The following is a 19,567-nucleotide window of genomic DNA, read 5'->3' on the forward strand; positions in this document are numbered from 1 at the left end:
CTTCAGGATGCCAGGGCGGCTGTCAGGCCGTCCAGCATGATTGCGTTTTCCTCGGGCGTGCTGACCGTGATGCGCAGGCAGTTGGCCAGTACATGGTGCATTCTACCCACATTTTTGATCAATACCTTGCGCTCCAGCAGTTTGGCATGCACCTGCTCGGAGTTCGGCACGCGAATGAGGATAAAGTTTGCCGCCGAGGGGAAAACGTTGACACCCGGCAATTTCGCCAGTGCCGCCGACAGCTCGCTGCGCTGTTGGCGCAACAGGGCGGCCTGCTCATTCAGCACCTCAAGGTGGTCGAGGCAGAATTCGGCGGCGGCCTGGGTCAGGACGTTGACGTTGTAGGGTGGGCGGATCTTGTCGAATTGCTCCAGCAGGGCTGGCGCGCACGACATATAGCCGAGGCGGATGCCCGCCAGGCCAAGTTTCGACAGCGTGCGCATGACGATCAGGTTGGAAAACTCGGGCAGGCGGCCCATGAAGCTCTGTTGCGCAAATGGCTCATACGCTTCGTCGACCACGCACAGGCCCCGGTCGCCCAACGCGTTGATGACTTGCTCGATATCGCCGGCCTCGAACAGGTTGCCGGTCGGGTTGTTCGGGTAGGCCAGGAACACCAGCGCCGGCCTGTGCTGCGCGATCGCGGCCAGCATGGCCGGCAGGTCCAGCGTCAGGTCGGCCTTCAGCGGCACGCCGACGAAATCCATGCCGGCGACCATGGCGGAACGCTGGAACATGACGAAGGACGGCGCTGGCGCCATCATCACGGCACGCCGGCCTTCCGCCGGCTGCAGCGCGCAGGCTTGCGCCATGATGGCGATCAGCTCGTCCGAACCGTTGCCCAGCATGACGTCATACCCGGCTGGAACGCCCAGCCTGGCGCGGATGCGCTGCTTGATGGTTTGGTAGCTGGCAACCGGATAGCGGTTCAGCGCGACGCCGGCGATGCGGTTGGCCAGTTCATGATGCAGGTGGCTCGGCAGCACATAGGGATTCTCCATCGCATCCAGCTTGATGAATCCGCTGGCATCCGGCACATGGTAGATGTGGTCGGAACGCACATCCTGGCGGATCGTATTGGCGATAAGGCTGTCGAGGGACATCTGCATTACTCCTGTTCTAAAGCCTCGTTCGGGACAGGCGCCATTTTCGGCCTGCGCCCCTTGCGTGGCGGAGCTGTCTGACCCTGCGGGTCAGACACTGGTTTACCGGTTTCGGCAAGCGCCTCAAGACGCCTCCGAGCTATGTCGCAATACTCGGGATTCAATTCAAAGCCCACAAAATTCCGCCCGCATCGGCGCGCAGCCACCGCAGTGGTCCCGCTGCCCATGAACAAATCCAGCACCACGCCATCGGGCGGGCAACTGGCCTTGACCATGCGTTCGATGATTTCCAAAGGCTTTTGCGTCGGATGGTCGACCCGTTCCGCATGCTCCCGGTGCAAGCGCGATACGCTCCACAGGTCCTTGGGGTTGTAGCCCACTTCCAGCCATTTCGCGCCGACGAAAATCGAGCGCGAACGGGCCTTCTTGGTTTCGGCATCGTACGGGATACGCACGGCGTCGAGGTCAAAGTAGTAATCCTTGCGGCGCACGAAGAAACCGATGGTGTCGTGCACCGACGAGAAGCTGCGGGTACTGCCGCCCATGGAAGGCACGCGGCGGTCCCAGATGATTTCATTCATCATCGTCATGCGCTTTTTCAGCATGACGAAGATTTCCGGCGAATAGCGCCAGGTCAGGAAGATGTACAGGCTGCCGTTCGGCTTCAGCTTGGGCAAGGCCGCGTCGATCCATGCCTCGGTCCATGCCAGGTAGTCGTCGACCGTTTGCTGGTCGGACGCATTGCCGTAATCCTTGCCCAGGTTGTAGGGCGGATCGGTCAGGATCAGGTCGACGGAACCATCCGGAACGCGGGCCAATCCGGCCATCGCGTCCTCACAGAAAACCTGGTTCTTCCACTCGCTCATTTGAGGCGCAACTCCGCGCTGCGGGCGTGCGCTTGCAGCCCTTCGCCGTACGCCAGTTCCGCTGCGATCTTGCCCAGCGTCTGGGCGCCGGCTTCGCTGACCTGGATCACCGAAGAGCGCTTCTGGAAGTCGTATACGCCGAGCGGCGACGAGAAACGCGCGGTGCGCGAGGTCGGCAGCACGTGGTTCGGGCCGCAGCAATAGTCGCCCAGCGATTCGGACGAGAAGCGGCCCAGGAACATGGCGCCGGCGTGGCGGATCTGGTCGGCCCACTGCTGCGGGTTCTCGGCCGAGATTTCCAGGTGTTCGGCGGCAATGCTGTTGGCGATGGCGCAGGCTTCGGCCATGTCGCGCACTTTCACCAGCGCGCCGCGGTCGCGCAGCGAGGTTTCGATGACGGCCTTGCGCGGCATGGTGGGCAGCAGCCTGGCGATGCTCGCTTCCACTTGCGCGATGTATTGCGCATCAGGGCACAGCAGGATGGCCTGCGCCAGCTCGTCGTGTTCCGCCTGCGAGAACAGGTCCATCGCCACCCAGTCAGGGTCGGTGGTGCCGTCGCAGATCACCAGGATCTCGGACGGGCCGGCAATCATGTCGATGCCGACGGTACCGAACACCCGTCGTTTGGCCGATGCCACATAAGCATTGCCCGGGCCAACGATCTTGTCGACCGGCTCGATGGTTTCGGTTCCGTGCGCCAGCGCGGCCACGGCTTGCGCGCCGCCGATGCCGATCACGCGCGTTACGCCGGCAATTGCAGCGGCAGCCAGCACCATCTGGTTCTTCACGCCGTCCGGGGTGGGCACCACCATGACGATTTCCTGTACGCCCGCGACTTTCGCCGGCACTGCGTTCATCAGCACCGACGAAGGGTAGGCGGCCTTGCCGCCCGGGACGTAGATGCCGACACGGTCCAGCGGCGTAATGCGCTGGCCGAGGATGGTACCGTCGGCTTCGGCGTAGGTGAATCCTTGCAGTTCCTGCTTCTGGCGCTCGTGGAAGGCGCGAATGCGGTCGGCGGCGGTTTGCAGCGCGCTGCGCTGCGCGGCCGGCAGCGCTGCCAGTGCCGCGTCCAGTTCCGCCTGGCCGATGTCGAAATCGGCCATGCCGGCGGCGCTCATGCGGTCGAAGCGGTTGGTGTATTCCAGCACGGCTTCGTCGCCACGCGCACGCACGTCGGCGATGATCTTCGCTACCGCGCCTTCGATCGCGTCGTCGGTTTCAGCTTCAAAGGCCAGCAGCGCATCGAGCGTTTCCTGGAAGTCGTCTTGGGTGGAGTCGAGCTTGCGGATCATATTATGCTTTCGCCAGCGAGGCGCGTTCAAAGGCTTCGATAATCGGTTGCAGGCGGGCCCGCTTCAGCTTCATCGCGGCCTGGTTCACGACCAGGCGCGAAGAGATGTCCATGATCTCTTCCACTTCCACCAGGTTGTTGGCGCGCAGCGTGCTGCCGGTGGAGACCACGTCGACAATCGCATCGGACAGGCCGACCAGCGGCGCCAGCTCCATCGAGCCGTACAGCTTGATCAGGTCGACGTGTACGCCCTTCTTGCCGAAGTGCTCGCGCGCGATCGAGGTGAACTTGGTCGCCACGCGCAGGCGCGCGCCCTGGCGCACCGCCGTCTCGTAATCGAAGCCGGCGCGCGTCGCCACCGACATGCGGCACTTCGCGATGTGCAGGTCCACCGGCTGGTACAGGCCTTCCCCGCCGTGCTCCAGCAATACGTCCTTACCCGCCACGCCGAAGTCCGCCGCGCCATGCTGCACATAAGTCGGCACATCGGATGCGCGCACGATCAGTACGCGAATGCCAGGGTCCGAAGTAGGCAGGATCAGCTTGCGGGAGGTTTCCGGATTCTCGGTGACGGTGATGCCGGCCGCTTCCAGCAGCGGCATCGTGTCTTCAAAGATCCGGCCTTTCGACAGGGCGAGGATGAGGTCCATAAGGATTTACTTGATACGGGTGATGTTGGCGCCAACGGCGGACAGCTTTACTTCCATGCGGTCATAGCCACGGTCCAGGTGGTAGATACGGTCCACCAGGGTTTCGCCTTTCGCAGCCAGGCCGGCGATCACCAGCGAAGCGGAGGCGCGCAGGTCGGTCGCCATCACAGGCGCGCCGATCAGTTGATCGACGCCGTCGATGTAGGCGGTATTGCCGTCAATGGAGATCTTCGAGCCCAGGCGGTTCATTTCCTGCACGTGCATGAAGCGGTTCTCGAAAATGGTTTCGGTGACCTTGCTGCTGCCGCTGGCGATCAGGTTCACCGCCATGAACTGCGCCTGCATATCGGTCGGGAAGCCCGGGTATTCGGTAGTGCGGAAGGAAACCGGCTTGGGACGCTGGTCCATTTTCGCGCGAATCCAGTTGTCGCCCACGGTCAGTTCCACGCCCATTTCGCGCAGCTTGTCCAGCGCCACGTCGAAGATGTCGGTGCGGGTGTTGCGGATGGTGATGTCGCCGCCGGCTGCCGCTACCGCGCACAGGAAGGTCGCCGCTTCGATACGGTCGGAAATCACGTCGTGCTTGGCGCCGTTCAGGGCAGGAACGCCCTGGATCACCAGGCGGTCGGTGCCGATGCCTTCGATCTTCGCCCCCATGGCCACCAGCAGGTTGGCCAGGTCGGTCACTTCCGGTTCGCGCGCGGCATTCTCCAGGACGGTCTCCCCCTCGGCCAGGGTCGCCGCCATCAGCAGGTTCTCGGTGCCGGTCACGGTGATCATGTCGGTGACGATGCGGGTGCCCTTCAGCTTCTTGCACTTGGCGTAGATGTAGCCGCCATCGATCGTGATCTCCGCGCCCATCGCACGCAGGCCCTTGATGTGCTGGTCGACAGGACGCGAACCGATGGCGCAGCCGCCCGGCAGCGACACCTTGGCTTCGCCGAAGCGCGCCAGCAGCGGTCCCAGTACCAGGATCGATGCGCGCATGGTCTTCACCAGCTCATACGGCGCTTCGCACTTGTCGATCTTGGAGCCGTTCAGCGTGACCTTCTCGCCGTCCTGCTGCACCGACAGGCCGGTCTGGCGCAGCAGCTTGAGCATGGTCGAAACATCGTGCAGCAGCGGCACGTTGGTCAGCTCCAGGTCGCCAGCGGTCAGCAGGCCGGCGCACAGGATAGGCAGGGCTGCGTTCTTGGCGCCGGAAATCTTGATGTCGCCGACCAGGCGTTTGCCGCCGGTGATGAGCAGTTTGTCCATTTTTCTTATCCTTGGAATTCTTCTGGGGTCAGGGTTTTCATCGACAGTGCGTGGATCTCTTCGCGCATGCGGTCGCCCAGCGCGGCATACACCAGCTGGTGGCGCTGGATCAGGCGCTTGCCGGTGAAGGCAGGCGACACGATCACGGCCTGGAAGTGCTGGCCGTCGCCTTCCACCTGCAGGTGGGTGCATTCGAGGCCGGCAGCGATGTAGCTGTGGATTGCTTCTGGAGTTGTGGTCACTTTGAATTCCTCAATAAATCAGTGGCGCAGGCGGTAGCCGCTGCGCAGAAGTTTGATGGCGAGCAGCGCCAGCGCCACCAGGAAGGCGGAAACGACGGCGACGCTGACCCATGGGTTCACGTCGGACTGCCCGAAGAAGCCGTAGCGGAAGCCGTCAATCATGTAGAAGAACGGGTTCGCGTGCGATACGGCCAGCCAGAACGGCGGCAGCGAATGGATCGAATAGAACACGCCGGCCAGGAAGGTCAGCGGCACGATCAGGAAGTTCTGGAAGGCGGCCAGCTGGTCGAATTTTTCGGCCCAGATGCCGGCGATCAGGCCCATGGTGCCGAGGATCGCGGCGCCCAGCAGCGCAAACACCAGGATCCACAGCGGCGCCGTGAAGCTCAGGTGTGCGAACCAGGCGGTAATTGCAAACACGCCGAAGCCCACGGTAATGCCGCGCACCATCGACGCCAGCACATAGGCGGAGAAAATCTCCCAATGCGACAAAGGCGTCAGCAGCACGAACACCAGGTTGCCAGTGATCTTGGACTGGATCAGGGAAGACGAGGAGTTGGCGAAGGAATTCTGCAGCACGCTCATCATCACCAGGCCCGGAATCAGGAAGGCGGTGTAGGTCACGCCAGGATACACCTCGACGCGGCCCGACAGCACGTGCCCGAAAATCAGCAGGTACAGCATGGCGGTCAGGATCGGCGCAGCAATCGTCTGCGTGGCGACCTTGTAGAAGCGCAGCGTCTCTTTGTAGACCAGGGTGCGGAAGCCGGTGGTGATCATACGATGTTCTCGTCCATGATTTGCAGGAAGATGTCTTCCAAATCGGCCTGCTGCAACTGCATCTCGTCGATGCTGACGCCGCCCTGGCGCAGGCGCGCGAGGATGCCTTCCACTTCCGCATAATCGTTGATGCGCAGGCTGTACTTGTTGTCTTCAGGCGGGTGGTTGAGCAGCGGCTGCAGGTCTTCCGGCAGCGAGTTGTGCGGCAGGTGCAGCACCAGTTGCGAGCCGGAGATGCGGCGGATCAGCTGCGACATGGTGTCCAGCGCCACCACCTTGCCCAGCTTGAGCATGGCGACGCGCTTGCACATGGCTTGCGCCTCTTCCAGGTAATGCGTGGTCAGCACGATGGTGTGACCTTCGCGATTGAGGCGGGTGATGAACTGCCACAGCGTCTGGCGCAATTCGACGTCGACACCGGCGGTCGGTTCGTCCAGCACGATGACGGGCGGCTTGTGCACCAGCGCCTGCGCGACGAGCACGCGGCGCTTCATGCCGCCGGACAGGGCGCGCATATTGGTATCGGCTTTGTTGGCCAGGCCCAGCTCCTCCATCACCTCGTCGATCCACTTGTCGTTGTTGCCCAGGCCGAAGTAGCCGGACTGCAGGCGCAGCGTTTCGCGCACGGTGAAGAAAGGATCGAATACCAGCTCCTGCGGCACAACGCCCAGTTTCTTGCGCGCCTCGCGGAAGTCGGACACCACGTCATGGCCGTGAATCTTCACGCTGCCGGCATCGGCGCGGATCAGGCCGGCGATGATGGAAATCAGGGTGGTCTTGCCGGCGCCGTTTGGCCCCAGCAAGCCAAAGAACTCGCCTTCTTCGATCTTCAGGGACACGCCGCCAAGCGCCTGCAGCGCCTTGTAGCGCTTCTGGACGTTGCTGATTTCGATTGCTGTCATGCTTACTTGTATAGATAACTGGGACAACGATGACCGTTGCAAAGGCGCGCGCTCATCAGGCGCGGTAGACGGTCAATTATATTGGAAATTCGGTTCGGGCTCGCTGAACCCGCATTTACTTGCCGGTGTCAGGTGCTGACACCGAAAACTTCGGAGGGGGTAAGGCGGGGGTCAATGATGATGCAGGTCGGCGGGCGACACGAGCGTGCACACGCCGTAGAGCTTGGTCAAGCTCTGGAGCTGTCCTGGCAGGTTGCGCAGTTCCAGCTTGATGCCGTTCTGAACGGCAGCGCGCTGCCATGCCAGCATGACTGACACGGCAGCGGAATCCACGGTTTCCACCTGGCCCAGGTCGAACACGGTCTGGCCGGCGCGCAGCGCAGCCAGGCCGTGCGCCAGCGCCTCCGTGGCATTGGCCACGGTCAGCGACTTCAGCGCGAGCTGATTGGAAACAATGGTATCAGGCATTATTTACCTGCAGTCTTCAGTGGCTTGGAGGCCAGCTTCTTGTTCTTTTCGGACAGGGTCTTGATCAGGCCGTCGATGCCGCCCTTCGAGATTTCCGAAGCGAAGGTGCCTTTATAGGCTTCCACCAGCCAGGCGCCCAGCACGTTGATGTCATAGATTTTCCAGCCGGCATCGGTCTTGGCGACGCGGTAGTTCAGCTGGATCGGCTCGCCGCGCGCCTGGTTCACCTGCGAGCGCACTTCCACTTCGCTGTCGCCTGGGGACGCACGCATCGGCTTGAAATCGACGGTCTGGTCTTTCACCTGGGACAGGGCGCCCGAGTAGGTGAAGATCAGCAGGGTGCGGAATTCGGCAGCCAGTTGCTTTTGCTGTTCCGGGGTAGCTTCACGCCAGTAGCGGCCGGCTGCCAGGGAGGTCATGCGCTGGAAGTCGACGTAAGGCAGGATCTTGGTTTCCACCAGGTCCATGACTTTCTTCTGGTTGCCAGCCTGGATCTCCTTGTCGGACTTGGCGGTTTCCAGCACTTCAGAGCTGATGCGCTTGACCAGCGCGTCCGGCGCTTCGTTGGCGGGGGCAGTGGTGGCAAATGCGCTGGTGGCAAAAGCTACCGTGGCTACTGCGATCAGTTGCTTGATCAGTTTCATCGTTCTTTACCTATGTAGGGTTGTATTCCGGATCACTGGCTGGATTTCTGTTCAGCCGGTTCCGGGATTATAGCCTGAGGCTGCTTTGCGGCCTCGTCCTCCACTTCAGTCTGCTTTTGCTTGTCTTGCGGACCGTCTTCGCCATCGTAGACCTGGCTGTTCCGGCGCTGCATCCAACCGTCACGGATGAACTCGTAGCGGTCGAGGGCGGCATCCTCAAGCAGCGTGGAAGCGTCCAGCAGAGCTGCACGCTGGTCCACAACACGGGTAACGGTGCCGATGTTGCGCACGTTGACAGGTTCCTTGTATTGCCATGGGTCGGCGCTGATATCGAGCGGCAGGGCGGCGGTGTCGCGCACGGTCGACGGGCCCAGCAGCGGCAACATCACATAGGGACCGGACGGCACACCCCAGGAACCGAGGGTCTGGCCGAAATCTTCTTTATGTTTTTGCAAGCCTGCTTCGGATGCAATATCCAGCACGCCCAGCAGGCCGAAAGTCGAATTCAGCGCCACGCGCATCAAGTCCGACATACCATCGCCGACCTTGCCTTGCATCAGGTTGTTGGCGGCGGTCCAGACGTCGGCCAGGTTGCCGAAGAAGTTGCTGACGCCAGTCTGGAAGAAGCCCGGGGTGACGTTCTTGTATACGGTGGCGGTCGGCTTCAGCGCGTACTCGTCCACCTTGTCGTTGAAGTTGAAGACGGCACGGTTATAGCCCTCGAACGGGTCGCGCGGATTCGGGCCGGCACAGCCGCTCAAGCAACCGACTACCGCGAGGCTCAGGGCAAGTTTACGGAATTTGCTCATTGGGAGTCCTTTCCTTCAGCCGCCTTGCTATAAATGAACTGGTTGATCAGGTCTTCCAGCACGGTTGCGGACTGGGTACGGGCGATATTGTCGCCGGCAGCCAGGTTCTTCTCGTCGCCACCGGCTTCGATGCCGATGTACTGTTCGCCCAGCAGGCCGGCGGTCAGGATCTTGGCCGAGCTGTCTTTCGGGAACTTGAAGCCCTCTTCCATATCCAGCGTCACCACGGCTTTATACACCTTATCGTCAAAACCGATCGACGCCACACGGCCAACCACCACGCCGGATGCCTTGACCGCTGCCTGGGGGCGCAGCGAGCCGATATTGTCGAAGCGAGCCGTCACCTGGTAAGTGTTGCCCATGGTCATGGAGCCGAGGTTGCCGGCCTTCAGGGCCAGGAACATGAGCGCAGCAGCGCCCACCACGATGAACAAGCCCACCCAAACGTCGAGAGATTTACGTTGCATATCACATCCTATAATCAGCGGTGCCAGGGCCAAACGGGACCCGGCCCGGTTTTTATTTACTGAACATCAGCGCCGTCAGCATGAAGTCGAGCCACCAGATCATCAGCGAGGAGATGACCACCGTGCGCGTCGTCGCACCGGAAACGTCTTCCGGGGTAGGCTGGGCTTCATAGCCCTGGTACAGCGCGATAAAAGTGATGGCGACACCAAACACCACACTTTTCACGAATCCATTGAATACGTCTTTCCACACGTCCACGCCGCCCTGCATCTGCGACCAGAACGCGCCTTCGTCGACCCCGATCAGGCCGACGCCGATCAGGTAGCCGCCCAGGATGCCGACCGCACTGAACATGCCGGTCAACAGCGGCACGGAAATCACGCCCGCCCAGAAACGCGGCGCCAGCACGCGCTGGATCGGGTTCACCGCCATCATTTCCATGGCCGACAGTTGCTCGCCCGCCTTCATCAGGCCGATCTCCGCGGTCAGCGAAGTACCGGCGCGGCCGGCGAACAGCAGGGCGGTGATGACCGGCCCCAGTTCGCGGGTCAGCCCCAAGGCTACCAGCAAGCCCAGCGACTCCGACGCACCGTATTTATTCAGCGTGTAGTAACCTTGCAGGCCTAGCACCATGCCAACGAACAGGCCGGACAGGATGATGATCAGCAGCGAGTAGTTACCGATGACGTGCAGCTGTTCGACCAGCAGGCGCGGACGGCGCAGCAGGCCAGGCGACAGCCCGAGCATGGTAAAGAATGTCCGTGCGGAAAGGCCGATGCTTTCCACATAATCGCGTGCGCCACCACCCACGCTCAGCAGGAAACGGCGCATCATTTGCGAACTCCCAGGCCCAGGTCTTCGGCCAGCGATTTGCCCGGATAGTGGAATGGCACCGGGCCATCCGCTTCCGCATGCACAAATTGTTTTACGTAAGGGTCAGTCGAAACCATCATGTCAGCCGGCGTGCCGTGGGCAACGATCTTGCCCTGCGACAGGAAATACACATAGTCGGCGATCTGGAACGACTCTTTCACGTCGTGCGAAACCAGGATCGTGGTGGAACCGAGCGCATCGTTCAGGTTACGGATCAGGTTGGCAGTCACGCCCATCGAGATCGGGTCGAGGCCGGCGAACGGCTCGTCGTACATGATCAGTTGCGGATCCAGCGCGATCGAGCGCGCCAGAGCCACGCGGCGCGCCATGCCGCCGGAAATTTCGCCCGGTTTCAGCTTGGCGGCGTTGCGCAAGCCCACCGAGTGCAGCTTCATCAGCACCAAATCGCGGATCAGCTCTTCCGGCAAGTCGGTATGTTCGCGCAGCGGGAAGGCCACGTTTTCGTACACGGTCAGGTCAGTGAACAACGCGCCGTGCTGGAACAGCATGCCCATTTTGCGGCGCAGCAAGTACAGCTCCCTGGTCTTCAACTGGTGCACGACCTGGCCTTCGACGCTGACGGCGCCCTTCTGCGGGCGGATCTGGCCGCCGATCAGGCGCAGGACAGTGGTCTTGCCGCTGCCGGAACCGCCCATGACCGCTACTACTTTCCCGCGAGGAAAGTCCATATGGAGCCCGGACAGGATCGACCGCTTTCCATAGCTGAAGTGTAAGTCACGGATTTCGACTAAATTTGGCACAGATGTCGCTCTTTATTCTTGAGGCCACATTGTAATTCAGAAACGGTTATCTCTGCTTGGAGCCCCGTAGCGGCCCGGGTGGCACGGCTAAAGAGGCAAATTTTACAACACTAATAACCGCAAAGTCAGCAATTTACAAATTGAAACGCTTGTTGACGCCTGTTCAGTGCTGCAAGGCAGCAAATTCCTGCTATTTTAATAACTTTGGCTCATTCATAGGAAAAATGGCATGAAAATTCGGCGGACGGTCCTTGCTTGCTCCCTGGCAGCTATCTCGGTCCAGGCTATGGCGGAAAGCGACAAGATCGAAGTTGTCACCGTGACTGCGCAAAAGCGCAAGGAAGACCCGAACAAGGTGGCGATGAGTATTTCCGCCATCAGCGGCTCGTCCCTGCTGTCGCAGCAGGTGGACGATTTCACCGACCTGACCCGTGCAGTGCCGAATATTTCCTTCACTGCCGCCACCGGCAATGGCGGCGCAGGGCCGGGCACCTCCAATATCGAGATCCGCGGCATCAGTTCCGCCGCCGGCCAGGCAACCGTCGGCATCTACCTCGGCGACGTGTCGCTGACTGTGGGCAACCTTTACACCATGGGCACGGTGGAGCCGAAGTTCTTCGACATCGACCGGGTGGAAGTGTTGCGCGGCCCGCAGGCCACGCTGTACGGCGCCAGCTCCATGGGCGGCACCATCAAGTTCGTGCCGAACGAGCCGGACCTGAAAGAACGCGAAGTCAGCGCCTACGCCGAAGCCTCCGCCACCAAAGGCGGCAGCCCGGGCTTTTCCACCAATGTGGTCGGCAACTTCCCGCTGGTCGCCAATGAACTGGCGCTGCGCATCGGCGTCCAGGCCCAGCGCTCGGGTGGTTTCATTGACCAGGTGGACGGCGATGGCCATGTGCTGGCCAGCGACATCAACAAGATCAACGACCAGGAATTGCGCCTAGCGCTGAAATGGGCGCCGACGCGCGACCTGACCATCACGCCGTCCATTTACTACCAGCGCGTGGACGCCAAGGATATCGCCGCGTTCAGCCTGGACCGCCCGCCGTACCAGGCGCAAAAACAGGTCCGCGAGCCTTCGATCGACAAGCTGCTGACACCGAACCTGGCGGTCAACTGGGACCTGGGCGCGGCCGACCTGACTTCCAGTACCAGCTACTTCCAGCGCAAGTTCGACCGCCAGCAGAACGGTTCAGCCTACAACAGCTATTCCCTTTCCACCTTCCTGACTTCGACCGACGATGGCGGCAAAGCGCCACCGGAACTGATCGAAGCCATTGCCGGCCTGCCGTCCACGGTCTACCTGAACAACGCCGTGCGCCAGGTTACGCAAGAGTTTCGGCTCGCCTCCAAACCCTACGATGCTGCACGCTCGTCGTGGACCTGGCTGGGCGGCCTCTACTTCTCGAACCAGCATACCAACCTGAACGAGAACGATCCCATCCATGGCGTGACGGCGACGTTCGAGAAATTCGGTTTCTCCATTGACGATCCCGAGCTGCTGCCCGACGCCTATCCCGGCGCCTTCCCGGACGACAATTCCTTCGCCGGCGAGTTCCACTACCGCGAAAAGCAAAGCTCGATCTTTGGCGAAGTGAATTATTATTTCTCCCCGACGCTTCATGCCACGGTCGGCGCCCGCTACCTGAAGGCGAAGTCCGCACTGGCCCAGCGCAACGGCAACTATCTGGCAGGTGCGGGCAACAACAGCAGCACCAGCCTGTCATCGCACGCATTCACGCCGAAATATGCGGTGACCTGGGAAGCCTCGCCCGAGCACACCATTTACAGCTCCATTGCCAAGGGCTTCCGCTTGGGCGGATCCAACGTCTTTGTGCCGCCAACCACCTGCGGCCCGGACCTTGAGGAAAACGGCCTCACCGAAGGCCCGGCCACGTACGCGCCAGACAGCCTGTGGAGCTACGAAGTCGGCAGCAAATCGCGCTTCCTCGGCGGCCGTGTCGCTGTCAACGCCGACGTGTTCTATGTGAAGTGGAAAAACATCCAGCAGGGCGTCTACCTGCCCACCTGCGCCTACACCTACAACGCCAACGCCGGCAACGCCACCAGCAAGGGCTTCGAATTCGACATCAAGGCCAAGCCCATGGCCGGCCTGACCCTGAGCGCGGCCGGCGGCTACGTGAAGGCCGAACTGTCGAACGACGACGGCATTGCCAATGGCGTGGTCGGCGCCGTCAAAGGCGCCCAAGTGCAGGGCGTTCCTAAGTACAACGGCACGCTCACCGCGCAATACAACTTCTCGACCGCCAGCGGCCACAGTGCATTCGTGATGGGCGGCGTGCAGTGGGTCGGCCCGAGCAAAGGATCGCTGAATCCAGAGCAGACCGACTACGAACGCCCGTCGTACCACACCGCCAACTTCAGCGCCGGCATCTCGCTTGACCGCTACCAGTTGACGGCTTTCGTGAAGAACGCCTTCGATGAAAGCAAGGTGATCCAGCACCCGCAGGTCGCATCGATCGTCCAGGGCTACCGACTGGCGCCGCGCAGCATCGGCATGAGCATCGCAGCGAAGTTCTGAGGCATGGCAATAACGAACGTCGGCGGGCGCATTTTTCTATCGCTGTTCATCCTTGGGTTCGCGCTGATGTTCGTTGGCGGCGGCGTTGTGAGCGGCGCCCTGCTGTACTTACAAATGCGCGACTCGTGGACGGCGAGAAGCTATGTACCGGTGCCGGCGCAAGTGGAATCGGTTGTGCTGGACCAGCAATCCAGCAGGAAGGGCGGCACAACCTACCTCACGAGAGCTGAATTCAGCTACACGTTCCAAGGCAGCCCGTACGTGAGCCGTCGCGTCAACTTCAGCCGCACATCGGACGATTCAAAGAGCTATCACCAATCCATGTATGCGCACCTGCTGGCTGCGCAGGCGAACCAGCGCCCAGTCGAATTATGGGTGGACCCAAGCAATCCCGAGAGTTCCGTCCACGACCGCAGTGTACGCTGGGATATGTCGCTCACGTATCTCATAGTTGGTTCTATTTTCACGTTCATAGGGGTCAAGGTCCTGGCCTTCCTCTACCGCGGGTGGCGGCGGCCCTGACGTGGCTGCAATGCGGTTATGGACTGGTCCTTCTACCAGGCCCGCAACATCCGTGAGGAGTCGCCAACTCGACCGTCGTGCAGCTCAAACTGGCCAAGGCCGGACGGACGGCAAGCGAGCAGGCCATGTACGACCAAACCATTACCGACTACACTTAACTGACCGCAGACCAGAAGCGCAAAAAAGAAGAACTCAAGGCGCAGGCCGGGCAGGATGACAAAACCTGCGATACCTTGAACTTCAAGGACGACCAGTTCGACTTGTCCGACGCGATGCTGGCGGTTACAGCGCTGACCAAACAACGGTGACTGTTCACGCTGTCGATGCTTCCGACTGGAATCTGATCAGCCCTATGCCATTCCTATGTGGTCCAAAAAACTCGCGCTATACCTATACGGGTACGCTCTGCCCACATCTTGACTTAGCGCTCGAGTCCAGCGCCCGAACTCTCGGCGCGGCCATCCAAGAATATGAGGCTCATTTCAATGTCAAAATCACCCGAATGATTAAACCATTGGGTGGGCTACCAGAAAATTCGGGGAAGTTCTTTGAATTCAAGGATTTGAGCAACGGCGAGTGGGTGGCGGTAGATATCCATATATTCCGGGGCCATGCCGAGATTTGCCCTAAGCAGGACCTGACATTTCTTTTGCTCGCAGACGATATCGTGGAGTTCGGCGAACTTATATGCTGACTGTCCCGTCATGAGAATCGGCCGATAGGGGCCTGGTCGTGGGAAGGACGAAAAGTCCGTCGATTCGTCTCGCCTTGCTGGCTGCACCTTCAAAAGCCAGTACGGCGTCTTCAAAGCAGACATCAAACACGCATAACGCGCCTCCGGACCGAATCCGTTGGGCGCGGAAATAGCGGGCGCCGTTCAATGCAGCAGGCGCTGTGTTCCATCCCATGGGTTGGCCCCAGCGCGAGACCAGGAAGCCGTGCGCCTCGAACCAGCGCGCCATACCAGCCAGCCGCTCGGGATTATCCGGCACCAGAAGGTCGACATCGGAAGGCAAGCCCGCCCCTTCTTCGAGCGCCAGCCAGCGCGCAAAACCGCCATAGACTATCGCCTCGGGAAAGTCTGCCACCAGTTCGTGCAGGCAGCGCAGGCTGTCTTGCAGATCGATCGGCCTTGGCTCCTTACGGGCGATCAGCGCGTACTCGTGGGAGCGGTTGCTCTGCACCGCCATTGGTGGCAGCGCTTGCGCTGGACGTTGGTACAGCAGGATGCGCTCGTCAACGAGATTGAAATGCTCCGCCAGCATGCGTCCAATATCATAGGCCATCGGAACGAAGTGGGTGCCGATACGCAGGTTTTCCGCCATCACAACCAGATGCCCGCCATTGCGCAATGCCGGCTTCAGCGCCTTCAGCACGCGATAGAACATGCCGAGAAAGTCCGCATAGCTGCTCGCACTGTACAGCTGCGCCGCCGCATCATCGCTGTTTTGCCAGCGGCAGCCGAAGTAGGGGACATTCGTCAGTATGAGGTCAGCCTGGGACAAGGATGCCGCCACTTCGACCAGGTCGCCGGACAGTACAACCTGGTTGCGCGCGCCGAGCCGCTGCAAGCGCTCCGTCGCGATGGCCGCGCGCGTTTGCTCCAGCTCGATGCCGATGCCGCGCCGCCCCTCAAGCGAGGCGGCGACCAGGGTAGTGCCAAAGCCGTTGAACGGATCGACCACCAGTCCGGCGGGAGGCGAGAAGTGCCGGATAAAGGGCCGCATCTGTTCGACCCAGCCGCAATCGCGCGCACCGAAGGCATCGCGCGCGGCCAAGTCGGGCGGCAGGTCGAATGCCTGGTCACGCTCGCGCAGCAGGAGCCAGCTATTGTCATCCATTGGCCTGCTCCTTCCGGCGTGCGGCAAACAGCACATGACGCTCTGGATTCCAGTCGCCGCACAAATTGCCGTTCGCATGAAACACCAGCTTGTAGACATTCCCCGAATCGTGCTGCCGGTGCATCTGAGAGTAGTCGGATGCCTCGAACGTGACCAGCATATCCTTGAACCTGCCGCAAAGGTTCCAGAAATAATAGCCCTCGGTAACCTGATCGAATACGAAGTCGTCGGCGAACGCCGGCGCCGCGAGACATTGCGCCAGCAGGGCGTCCATCGAAACGCGTGCCGCACCGATATAGCGAGCCGTGACATTGTCCTTATAGCTGTCGTCCAGTTTCGAGAACTCGCGGAAGATGACTGAGCGGATTCCCAAGCCATGAGCCCACGCCAGATAGCGCATGACATCTTCCACCTGCGCTACCCCGCCCTGTTGCACGATGCAAACCAGCTTCACATCCACGGTGTCCACCAGACTGCGTGTCATCGCTTCGAAAGGCTGCTGGAACTGGACTTCGATACCATGCCCGAAGCGCATGATCGACTGATTGGCCGTTTCATCGAAGTGGTGCCGGGACAGCTCGACCCAATCAAGGCCGAAGCCTCCCAGGCGGTGCATCAGCGCCTCACCTTGCGAAGGTACGGCCAATCCCGCGCCGTTCGAGTACAGCACACGGTTCAGGACTGGAGAAGCCGCTGCATGCTGCGCAAGAACGTCGAGCATCGCTCCCATCCAGCCCACATCGTCGGTGGTTTCCAGGCCGGACAACGAATATGAAAGAGGCAATCCGCGCAGTTCATGGAGCGCGCTTTCCAGGCCGGCGAAGTAGTCGGGGCCAGGCCGCAATCCGCTGGATGGACGGGCACCGCCGGTTTCAACCAGGGTCTCCGAACAAAAGCGGCAACGTGCGGAGCATGGCCGCGCCGAAGCGTAAGGCGTAAAGGTAACCGGCTGGGCGATGCGGTAAGCCTGGCCGCCGATCGTGTGCCGGCGCCAGCGCTCCTCGTCCGCAGGATCGGGAGCGCGGAATGCGACGGTTGGAACCGTCTTTGGCAATGCCGAAAGTACCGGGGCCGCAAACAGCCTTGCCGAAATGGCGCCAGTGAGGGGCCGGATGGGGATGATGCCGTGTTCGTTCATACAACGCCTTTGCTGCAAAGCCTATGGAGACAGTCTAGTTCACTTAGGACACTTTTGCAACTAAGTATTTTGATTCGTCCCCTGAATCGTCTTCTAATTAGTATAATCTTCATACTAAGACCCTCTGAGACAGCGGCAATGCAACAAGTGATCTGCACCGTCGACGTTGTCCTGTTGACCCTGCAGGATGATGTGCTGAAAGTGGCCCTGCTTAAGCGCAGCCATGAACCGTTCCAGGGCGTAGCCGCGCTGCCGGGAGGCTATATCCATCCCCAGGAAGATGGCGACGCCCGGGATGCGGCCTTGCGGGTCTTGAAGGCGAAGACCGGCATTGTCCCGCCCTATCTGGAGCAGTTGGCCACCTTTTCGGGTCCAGCCCGGGACCCGCGTGGCTGGTCGGTGTCGGTTGTTTACTATGCGCTGGTTCCAGCCGCACTGATTGGAGATTGCGCGCATCCGGACGTCCGGCTTGCCAGCGTAGACAAGCCGTTGAAGCTGCCATTCGATCACCTGGAAATCATTCACGCCGCAGTCGCCCGCTTACGCGGCAAGAGCCAGTATTCGTCCTTGCCGTGCTACCTGGCAGGCGACACATTCACGCTGCCACAGCTGCAGCGCGTCTATGAGACGTTGATGGGTGAATCGATCAACAAGGTAAGCTTCAGGCGCAAGATCGATGAGATGGATATGCTGGAGCCGGTCGAAGGTGCTTACTCAAGCGGTGCGGCACACCGACCGGCCCAGCTCTATCGCCTGAAACCTAGCGGGAACGAGCAGCTTGCGCTGCTGGAACGAGGGATGTGAACACGGCCAATCTGGTCAAGCGCACGGGGTTGTGCGCTTGACGAGGATGGTTATCAGTTCACCGTGATCTTGCCGGTGCCTGCATTCCTCAGGACGGATGCTTTCACAGCCGAGGCGTTCATTGGCGTCACCGAATACGGCAGGCTCCAGCCAACCTGGTTGCTGAAGCTGCACTTGGTCGACAGATTGAGCGCTGCGCCGTTCAGCAGCGAGCCGGCGTCCGTCATCGCGCCGCTCTTGCTGGACGCGCCAGGATTGGTCACGACATGCGAGCAGCTCGAAGCGCCGGCGATATCAAAGGCGTTGCTCTGCGAGATGATCTTGGCCTTGTAGGCGACGCCGATGCTGTAATGATGCGGATACACCGCGTGCGAACGTGAGCCTTCGAAGTAGTTGTTATACAGGTGCACCTTGCCGAACCGTACGCGAGGTCCGCGTTCCGCCACGTTCAGGAAGTGGTTGTTGTGGAAGGTCACGGTCAGGTGGCCGTCGTCCGACGTGCGGCTGTCCGACGAGCCAATCAGGTTATTCTTCTGGTGCAGTTCGAAGCGGTTATTCGAAACCGTCACGTAGTCGGAGCCGTTCTTCACATCGAGGGCGCCGTCATGGCATTGCTTGACCTTGCCGTTTTCGACCGGCAGCTTGTCGTCCGTTACCGAACCATCGGTGAAGACGTTATGGTCGACCCAGATGTTGCGGGAGCCAGTGATTGTAATGCCGTCGTATTCCGAGTTCCAATTGCCGCTGCTGCCATCGTTTGGATCCCATACTGGGAAAAGCGAGCAGGGGTTCTGGATCGTGAGGTTGCGGATGATGACGTTCTGTACGCCACTGAGGACGATATTGCCATTGACCAGGCGCGCATCGCTGCCAACGCCGATCAGGGTGGTGTTGCTGCCCGGTTTGATTTGCAGTCGCAAGCCTTCATCAGTGGCGCTCTTGAATGGTCCGCCGTTGTCGGCTGCGGCCATATTGATGGTGCCCTGCAGCTTGACGATCTTCGGATTATTGCCCTGTGCCTTCAGCGCAGCGACCAGTTGCGAGCCAGTGTTGACCAGGTAAATTGCCGATGCCGGTGCTGCGGCACCACCGGTCGTGCCACCGCCTTGTCCGGCCCAGCCGGTGGAAGGCGCGGCTTCCTTGGTGGCGTTGGCAGATGGAGCCGGCGTTGGCGTTGGCGTTGGCGTCGGTGTTGGGGGCGTGCCAGCCAGCGGTCCGATGGCGCATTTCTTGCTGACGCCAGGATTAGGATCGCTGCCAAACGTGCCGGTATCGCACTTGATGTCGCCGGCAAAGGTCTTGCTGACCCATTTATCTTTGATGCCGTAAGAAACCGAGCGGCTGCTACTACCAACTTTGCAAGTGCCACCCTGGTCGGCGCACTTGGAATAGCCACTGGGCCAATCGGCCGCAAGAGGGCTGGCGGAATAGATCAACATCAGGGCGCCGCAAATGAAGCTTTTCTTCATAGCCTAGATATCTCCAGAAAATGTTAATGGTGAATTGACAATTAGATACTTTATGTCATCAGACATCCTATAACAGTACGCCAAGTTCCGCAAAAATATTTCTTTAAAGTAACTACGAAAGGATCCGCTCA

At 60.6% G+C, this 19,567-nt stretch carries 22 protein-coding genes; 4 read left to right on the forward strand and 18 right to left on the reverse strand.

Annotation, left to right across the window (positions count from 1 at the left end; all coding sequences use genetic code 11):
* Positions 1-2: 2 nt before the first annotated feature.
* The 14 genes from hisC to ACWBU6_RS00905 all read right to left on the reverse strand — a co-directional run bounded on the left by hisC (position 3) and on the right by ACWBU6_RS00905 (position 11,117).
* Positions 3-1,109 (reverse strand): histidinol-phosphate transaminase, encoded by a 1,107-nt coding sequence (gene hisC, locus ACWBU6_RS00840; RefSeq protein ID WP_452647006.1) that lies wholly within the window; start codon positions 1,107-1,109, stop codon positions 3-5.
* Positions 1,109-1,969 (reverse strand): DNA-methyltransferase, encoded by an 861-nt coding sequence (locus tag ACWBU6_RS00845; RefSeq protein WP_452647007.1) that lies wholly within the window; start codon positions 1,967-1,969, stop codon positions 1,109-1,111. Before ACWBU6_RS00845 ends, hisC begins: the two co-directional genes overlap by 1 nt.
* Positions 1,966-3,264, reverse strand: a complete 1,299-nt coding sequence (gene hisD / locus ACWBU6_RS00850) for a histidinol dehydrogenase (RefSeq protein WP_452647008.1) — start codon at positions 3,262-3,264, stop codon at positions 1,966-1,968. Before hisD ends, ACWBU6_RS00845 begins: the two co-directional genes overlap by 4 nt.
* A 1-nt stretch (position 3,265) precedes the next feature.
* The gene (hisG, locus tag ACWBU6_RS00855) at positions 3,266-3,913 is read right to left on the reverse strand and encodes an ATP phosphoribosyltransferase (RefSeq protein ID WP_452647009.1); all 648 of its coding nucleotides are present in this window, start codon (positions 3,911-3,913) and stop codon (positions 3,266-3,268) included.
* 6 nt (positions 3,914-3,919) lie between these two features.
* A complete protein-coding gene (gene murA, locus ACWBU6_RS00860; protein ID WP_452647010.1) occupies positions 3,920-5,170 on the reverse strand; it encodes a UDP-N-acetylglucosamine 1-carboxyvinyltransferase in 1,251 nt (416 codons plus the stop codon).
* 5 nt (positions 5,171-5,175) lie between these two features.
* Positions 5,176-5,412 (reverse strand): BolA family protein, encoded by a 237-nt coding sequence (locus ACWBU6_RS00865; protein ID WP_452647011.1) that lies wholly within the window; start codon positions 5,410-5,412, stop codon positions 5,176-5,178.
* Between the two features lie 18 nt (positions 5,413-5,430).
* Positions 5,431-6,192 (reverse strand): ABC transporter permease, encoded by a 762-nt coding sequence (locus tag ACWBU6_RS00870; RefSeq protein ID WP_452647012.1) that lies wholly within the window; start codon positions 6,190-6,192, stop codon positions 5,431-5,433.
* Positions 6,189-7,094 (reverse strand): ABC transporter ATP-binding protein, encoded by a 906-nt coding sequence (locus tag ACWBU6_RS00875; RefSeq protein WP_452647013.1) that lies wholly within the window; start codon positions 7,092-7,094, stop codon positions 6,189-6,191. Before ACWBU6_RS00875 ends, ACWBU6_RS00870 begins: the two co-directional genes overlap by 4 nt.
* Positions 7,095-7,265: 171 nt before the next feature.
* A complete protein-coding gene (locus ACWBU6_RS00880) occupies positions 7,266-7,562 on the reverse strand; it encodes an STAS domain-containing protein (RefSeq protein ID WP_452647014.1) in 297 nt (98 codons plus the stop codon).
* Positions 7,562-8,206 (reverse strand): MlaC/ttg2D family ABC transporter substrate-binding protein, encoded by a 645-nt coding sequence (locus tag ACWBU6_RS00885; protein WP_452647015.1) that lies wholly within the window; start codon positions 8,204-8,206, stop codon positions 7,562-7,564. The genes ACWBU6_RS00880 and ACWBU6_RS00885 overlap by 1 nt, the downstream gene beginning before the upstream one ends.
* Before the next feature lie 32 nt (positions 8,207-8,238).
* Entirely contained in the window at positions 8,239-9,015 is a 777-nt protein-coding gene (locus ACWBU6_RS00890; protein ID WP_452647016.1) for an MlaA family lipoprotein, read from the reverse strand.
* Positions 9,012-9,482: an outer membrane lipid asymmetry maintenance protein MlaD gene (gene mlaD, locus ACWBU6_RS00895; protein WP_452647017.1), complete on the reverse strand. Its 471-nt coding sequence runs from the start codon at positions 9,480-9,482 to the stop codon at positions 9,012-9,014. The genes ACWBU6_RS00890 and mlaD overlap by 4 nt, the downstream gene beginning before the upstream one ends.
* 52 nt (positions 9,483-9,534) lie before the next feature.
* On the reverse strand, positions 9,535-10,317 hold the full coding sequence (mlaE, locus tag ACWBU6_RS00900; protein WP_452647018.1) for a lipid asymmetry maintenance ABC transporter permease subunit MlaE: 783 nt from the start codon (positions 10,315-10,317) through the stop codon (positions 9,535-9,537).
* Positions 10,314-11,117, reverse strand: a complete 804-nt coding sequence (locus ACWBU6_RS00905; protein ID WP_452647019.1) for an ABC transporter ATP-binding protein — start codon at positions 11,115-11,117, stop codon at positions 10,314-10,316. Before ACWBU6_RS00905 ends, mlaE begins: the two co-directional genes overlap by 4 nt.
* 229 nt (positions 11,118-11,346) lie before the next feature.
* Between ACWBU6_RS00905 and ACWBU6_RS00910 the strand changes: the two genes are divergently transcribed.
* Entirely contained in the window at positions 11,347-13,662 is a 2,316-nt protein-coding gene (locus tag ACWBU6_RS00910) for a TonB-dependent receptor (protein WP_452647020.1), read from the forward strand.
* A gap of 3 nt (positions 13,663-13,665) precedes the next feature.
* Positions 13,666-14,184, forward strand: a complete 519-nt coding sequence (locus ACWBU6_RS00915; RefSeq protein ID WP_452647021.1) for a DUF3592 domain-containing protein — start codon at positions 13,666-13,668, stop codon at positions 14,182-14,184.
* A 32-nt stretch (positions 14,185-14,216) separates the two neighbouring features.
* Here the strand turns inward: ACWBU6_RS00915 and ACWBU6_RS00920 are convergent, their stop codons facing one another.
* The gene (locus tag ACWBU6_RS00920) at positions 14,217-14,486 is read right to left on the reverse strand and encodes a hypothetical protein (protein WP_452647022.1); all 270 of its coding nucleotides are present in this window, start codon (positions 14,484-14,486) and stop codon (positions 14,217-14,219) included.
* A 2-nt stretch (positions 14,487-14,488) separates the two neighbouring features.
* Between ACWBU6_RS00920 and ACWBU6_RS00925 the strand changes: the two genes are divergently transcribed.
* Complete coding sequence (locus ACWBU6_RS00925; RefSeq protein WP_452647023.1) at positions 14,489-14,878, forward strand: hypothetical protein; 390 nt, start codon at positions 14,489-14,491, stop codon at positions 14,876-14,878.
* Here ACWBU6_RS00925 and ACWBU6_RS00930 read toward each other — a convergent pair.
* Both ACWBU6_RS00930 and ACWBU6_RS00935 read right to left on the reverse strand, forming a co-directional pair.
* The gene (locus tag ACWBU6_RS00930) at positions 14,868-16,025 is read right to left on the reverse strand and encodes a DNA methyltransferase (RefSeq protein WP_452647024.1); all 1,158 of its coding nucleotides are present in this window, start codon (positions 16,023-16,025) and stop codon (positions 14,868-14,870) included. The genes ACWBU6_RS00925 and ACWBU6_RS00930 overlap by 11 nt on opposite strands.
* A complete protein-coding gene (locus ACWBU6_RS00935) occupies positions 16,018-17,163 on the reverse strand; it encodes a hypothetical protein (protein ID WP_452647025.1) in 1,146 nt (381 codons plus the stop codon). The genes ACWBU6_RS00930 and ACWBU6_RS00935 overlap by 8 nt, the downstream gene beginning before the upstream one ends.
* A gap of 138 nt (positions 17,164-17,301) precedes the next feature.
* Between ACWBU6_RS00935 and ACWBU6_RS00940 the strand changes: the two genes are divergently transcribed.
* Positions 17,302-17,967, forward strand: a complete 666-nt coding sequence (locus ACWBU6_RS00940; RefSeq protein WP_452647026.1) for an NUDIX hydrolase — start codon at positions 17,302-17,304, stop codon at positions 17,965-17,967.
* A gap of 53 nt (positions 17,968-18,020) precedes the next feature.
* Here ACWBU6_RS00940 and ACWBU6_RS00945 read toward each other — a convergent pair whose 3' ends face one another.
* A complete protein-coding gene (locus ACWBU6_RS00945) occupies positions 18,021-19,436 on the reverse strand; it encodes a pectate lyase family protein (RefSeq protein WP_452647027.1) in 1,416 nt (471 codons plus the stop codon).
* Between the last annotated feature and the right edge of the window lie 131 nt (positions 19,437-19,567).

It is taken from the genome of Pseudoduganella sp. HUAS MS19, from assembly GCF_053615455.1.

What these genes read in the sequence shown, in the direction of transcription:
- ACWBU6_RS00845 (WP_452647007.1), bottom strand. Translation starts at nt 1,969, where the DNA reads ATGAGCGAGTGGAAGAACCAGGTTTTCTGTGAGGACGCGATGGCCGGA.
- mlaE (WP_452647018.1), bottom strand. Translation starts at nt 10,317, where the DNA reads ATGATGCGCCGTTTCCTGCTGAGCGTGGGTGGTGGCGCACGCGATTAT.
- hisC (WP_452647006.1), bottom strand. Translation starts at nt 1,109, where the DNA reads ATGCAGATGTCCCTCGACAGCCTTATCGCCAATACGATCCGCCAGGAT.
- mlaD (WP_452647017.1), bottom strand. Translation starts at nt 9,482, where the DNA reads ATGCAACGTAAATCTCTCGACGTTTGGGTGGGCTTGTTCATCGTGGTG.
- ACWBU6_RS00915 (WP_452647021.1), top strand. Translation starts at nt 13,666, where the DNA reads ATGGCAATAACGAACGTCGGCGGGCGCATTTTTCTATCGCTGTTCATC.
- ACWBU6_RS00930 (WP_452647024.1), bottom strand. Translation starts at nt 16,025, where the DNA reads ATGGATGACAATAGCTGGCTCCTGCTGCGCGAGCGTGACCAGGCATTC.
- ACWBU6_RS00880 (WP_452647014.1), bottom strand. Translation starts at nt 7,562, where the DNA reads ATGCCTGATACCATTGTTTCCAATCAGCTCGCGCTGAAGTCGCTGACC.
- ACWBU6_RS00910 (WP_452647020.1), top strand. Translation starts at nt 11,347, where the DNA reads ATGAAAATTCGGCGGACGGTCCTTGCTTGCTCCCTGGCAGCTATCTCG.
- ACWBU6_RS00940 (WP_452647026.1), top strand. Translation starts at nt 17,302, where the DNA reads ATGCAACAAGTGATCTGCACCGTCGACGTTGTCCTGTTGACCCTGCAG.
- ACWBU6_RS00935 (WP_452647025.1), bottom strand. Translation starts at nt 17,163, where the DNA reads ATGAACGAACACGGCATCATCCCCATCCGGCCCCTCACTGGCGCCATT.
- ACWBU6_RS00890 (WP_452647016.1), bottom strand. Translation starts at nt 9,015, where the DNA reads ATGAGCAAATTCCGTAAACTTGCCCTGAGCCTCGCGGTAGTCGGTTGC.
- ACWBU6_RS00885 (WP_452647015.1), bottom strand. Translation starts at nt 8,206, where the DNA reads ATGAAACTGATCAAGCAACTGATCGCAGTAGCCACGGTAGCTTTTGCC.
- ACWBU6_RS00875 (WP_452647013.1), bottom strand. Translation starts at nt 7,094, where the DNA reads ATGACAGCAATCGAAATCAGCAACGTCCAGAAGCGCTACAAGGCGCTG.
- ACWBU6_RS00945 (WP_452647027.1), bottom strand. Translation starts at nt 19,436, where the DNA reads ATGAAGAAAAGCTTCATTTGCGGCGCCCTGATGTTGATCTATTCCGCC.
- ACWBU6_RS00870 (WP_452647012.1), bottom strand. Translation starts at nt 6,192, where the DNA reads ATGATCACCACCGGCTTCCGCACCCTGGTCTACAAAGAGACGCTGCGC.
- hisG (WP_452647009.1), bottom strand. Translation starts at nt 3,913, where the DNA reads ATGGACCTCATCCTCGCCCTGTCGAAAGGCCGGATCTTTGAAGACACG.
- murA (WP_452647010.1), bottom strand. Translation starts at nt 5,170, where the DNA reads ATGGACAAACTGCTCATCACCGGCGGCAAACGCCTGGTCGGCGACATC.
- hisD (WP_452647008.1), bottom strand. Translation starts at nt 3,264, where the DNA reads ATGATCCGCAAGCTCGACTCCACCCAAGACGACTTCCAGGAAACGCTC.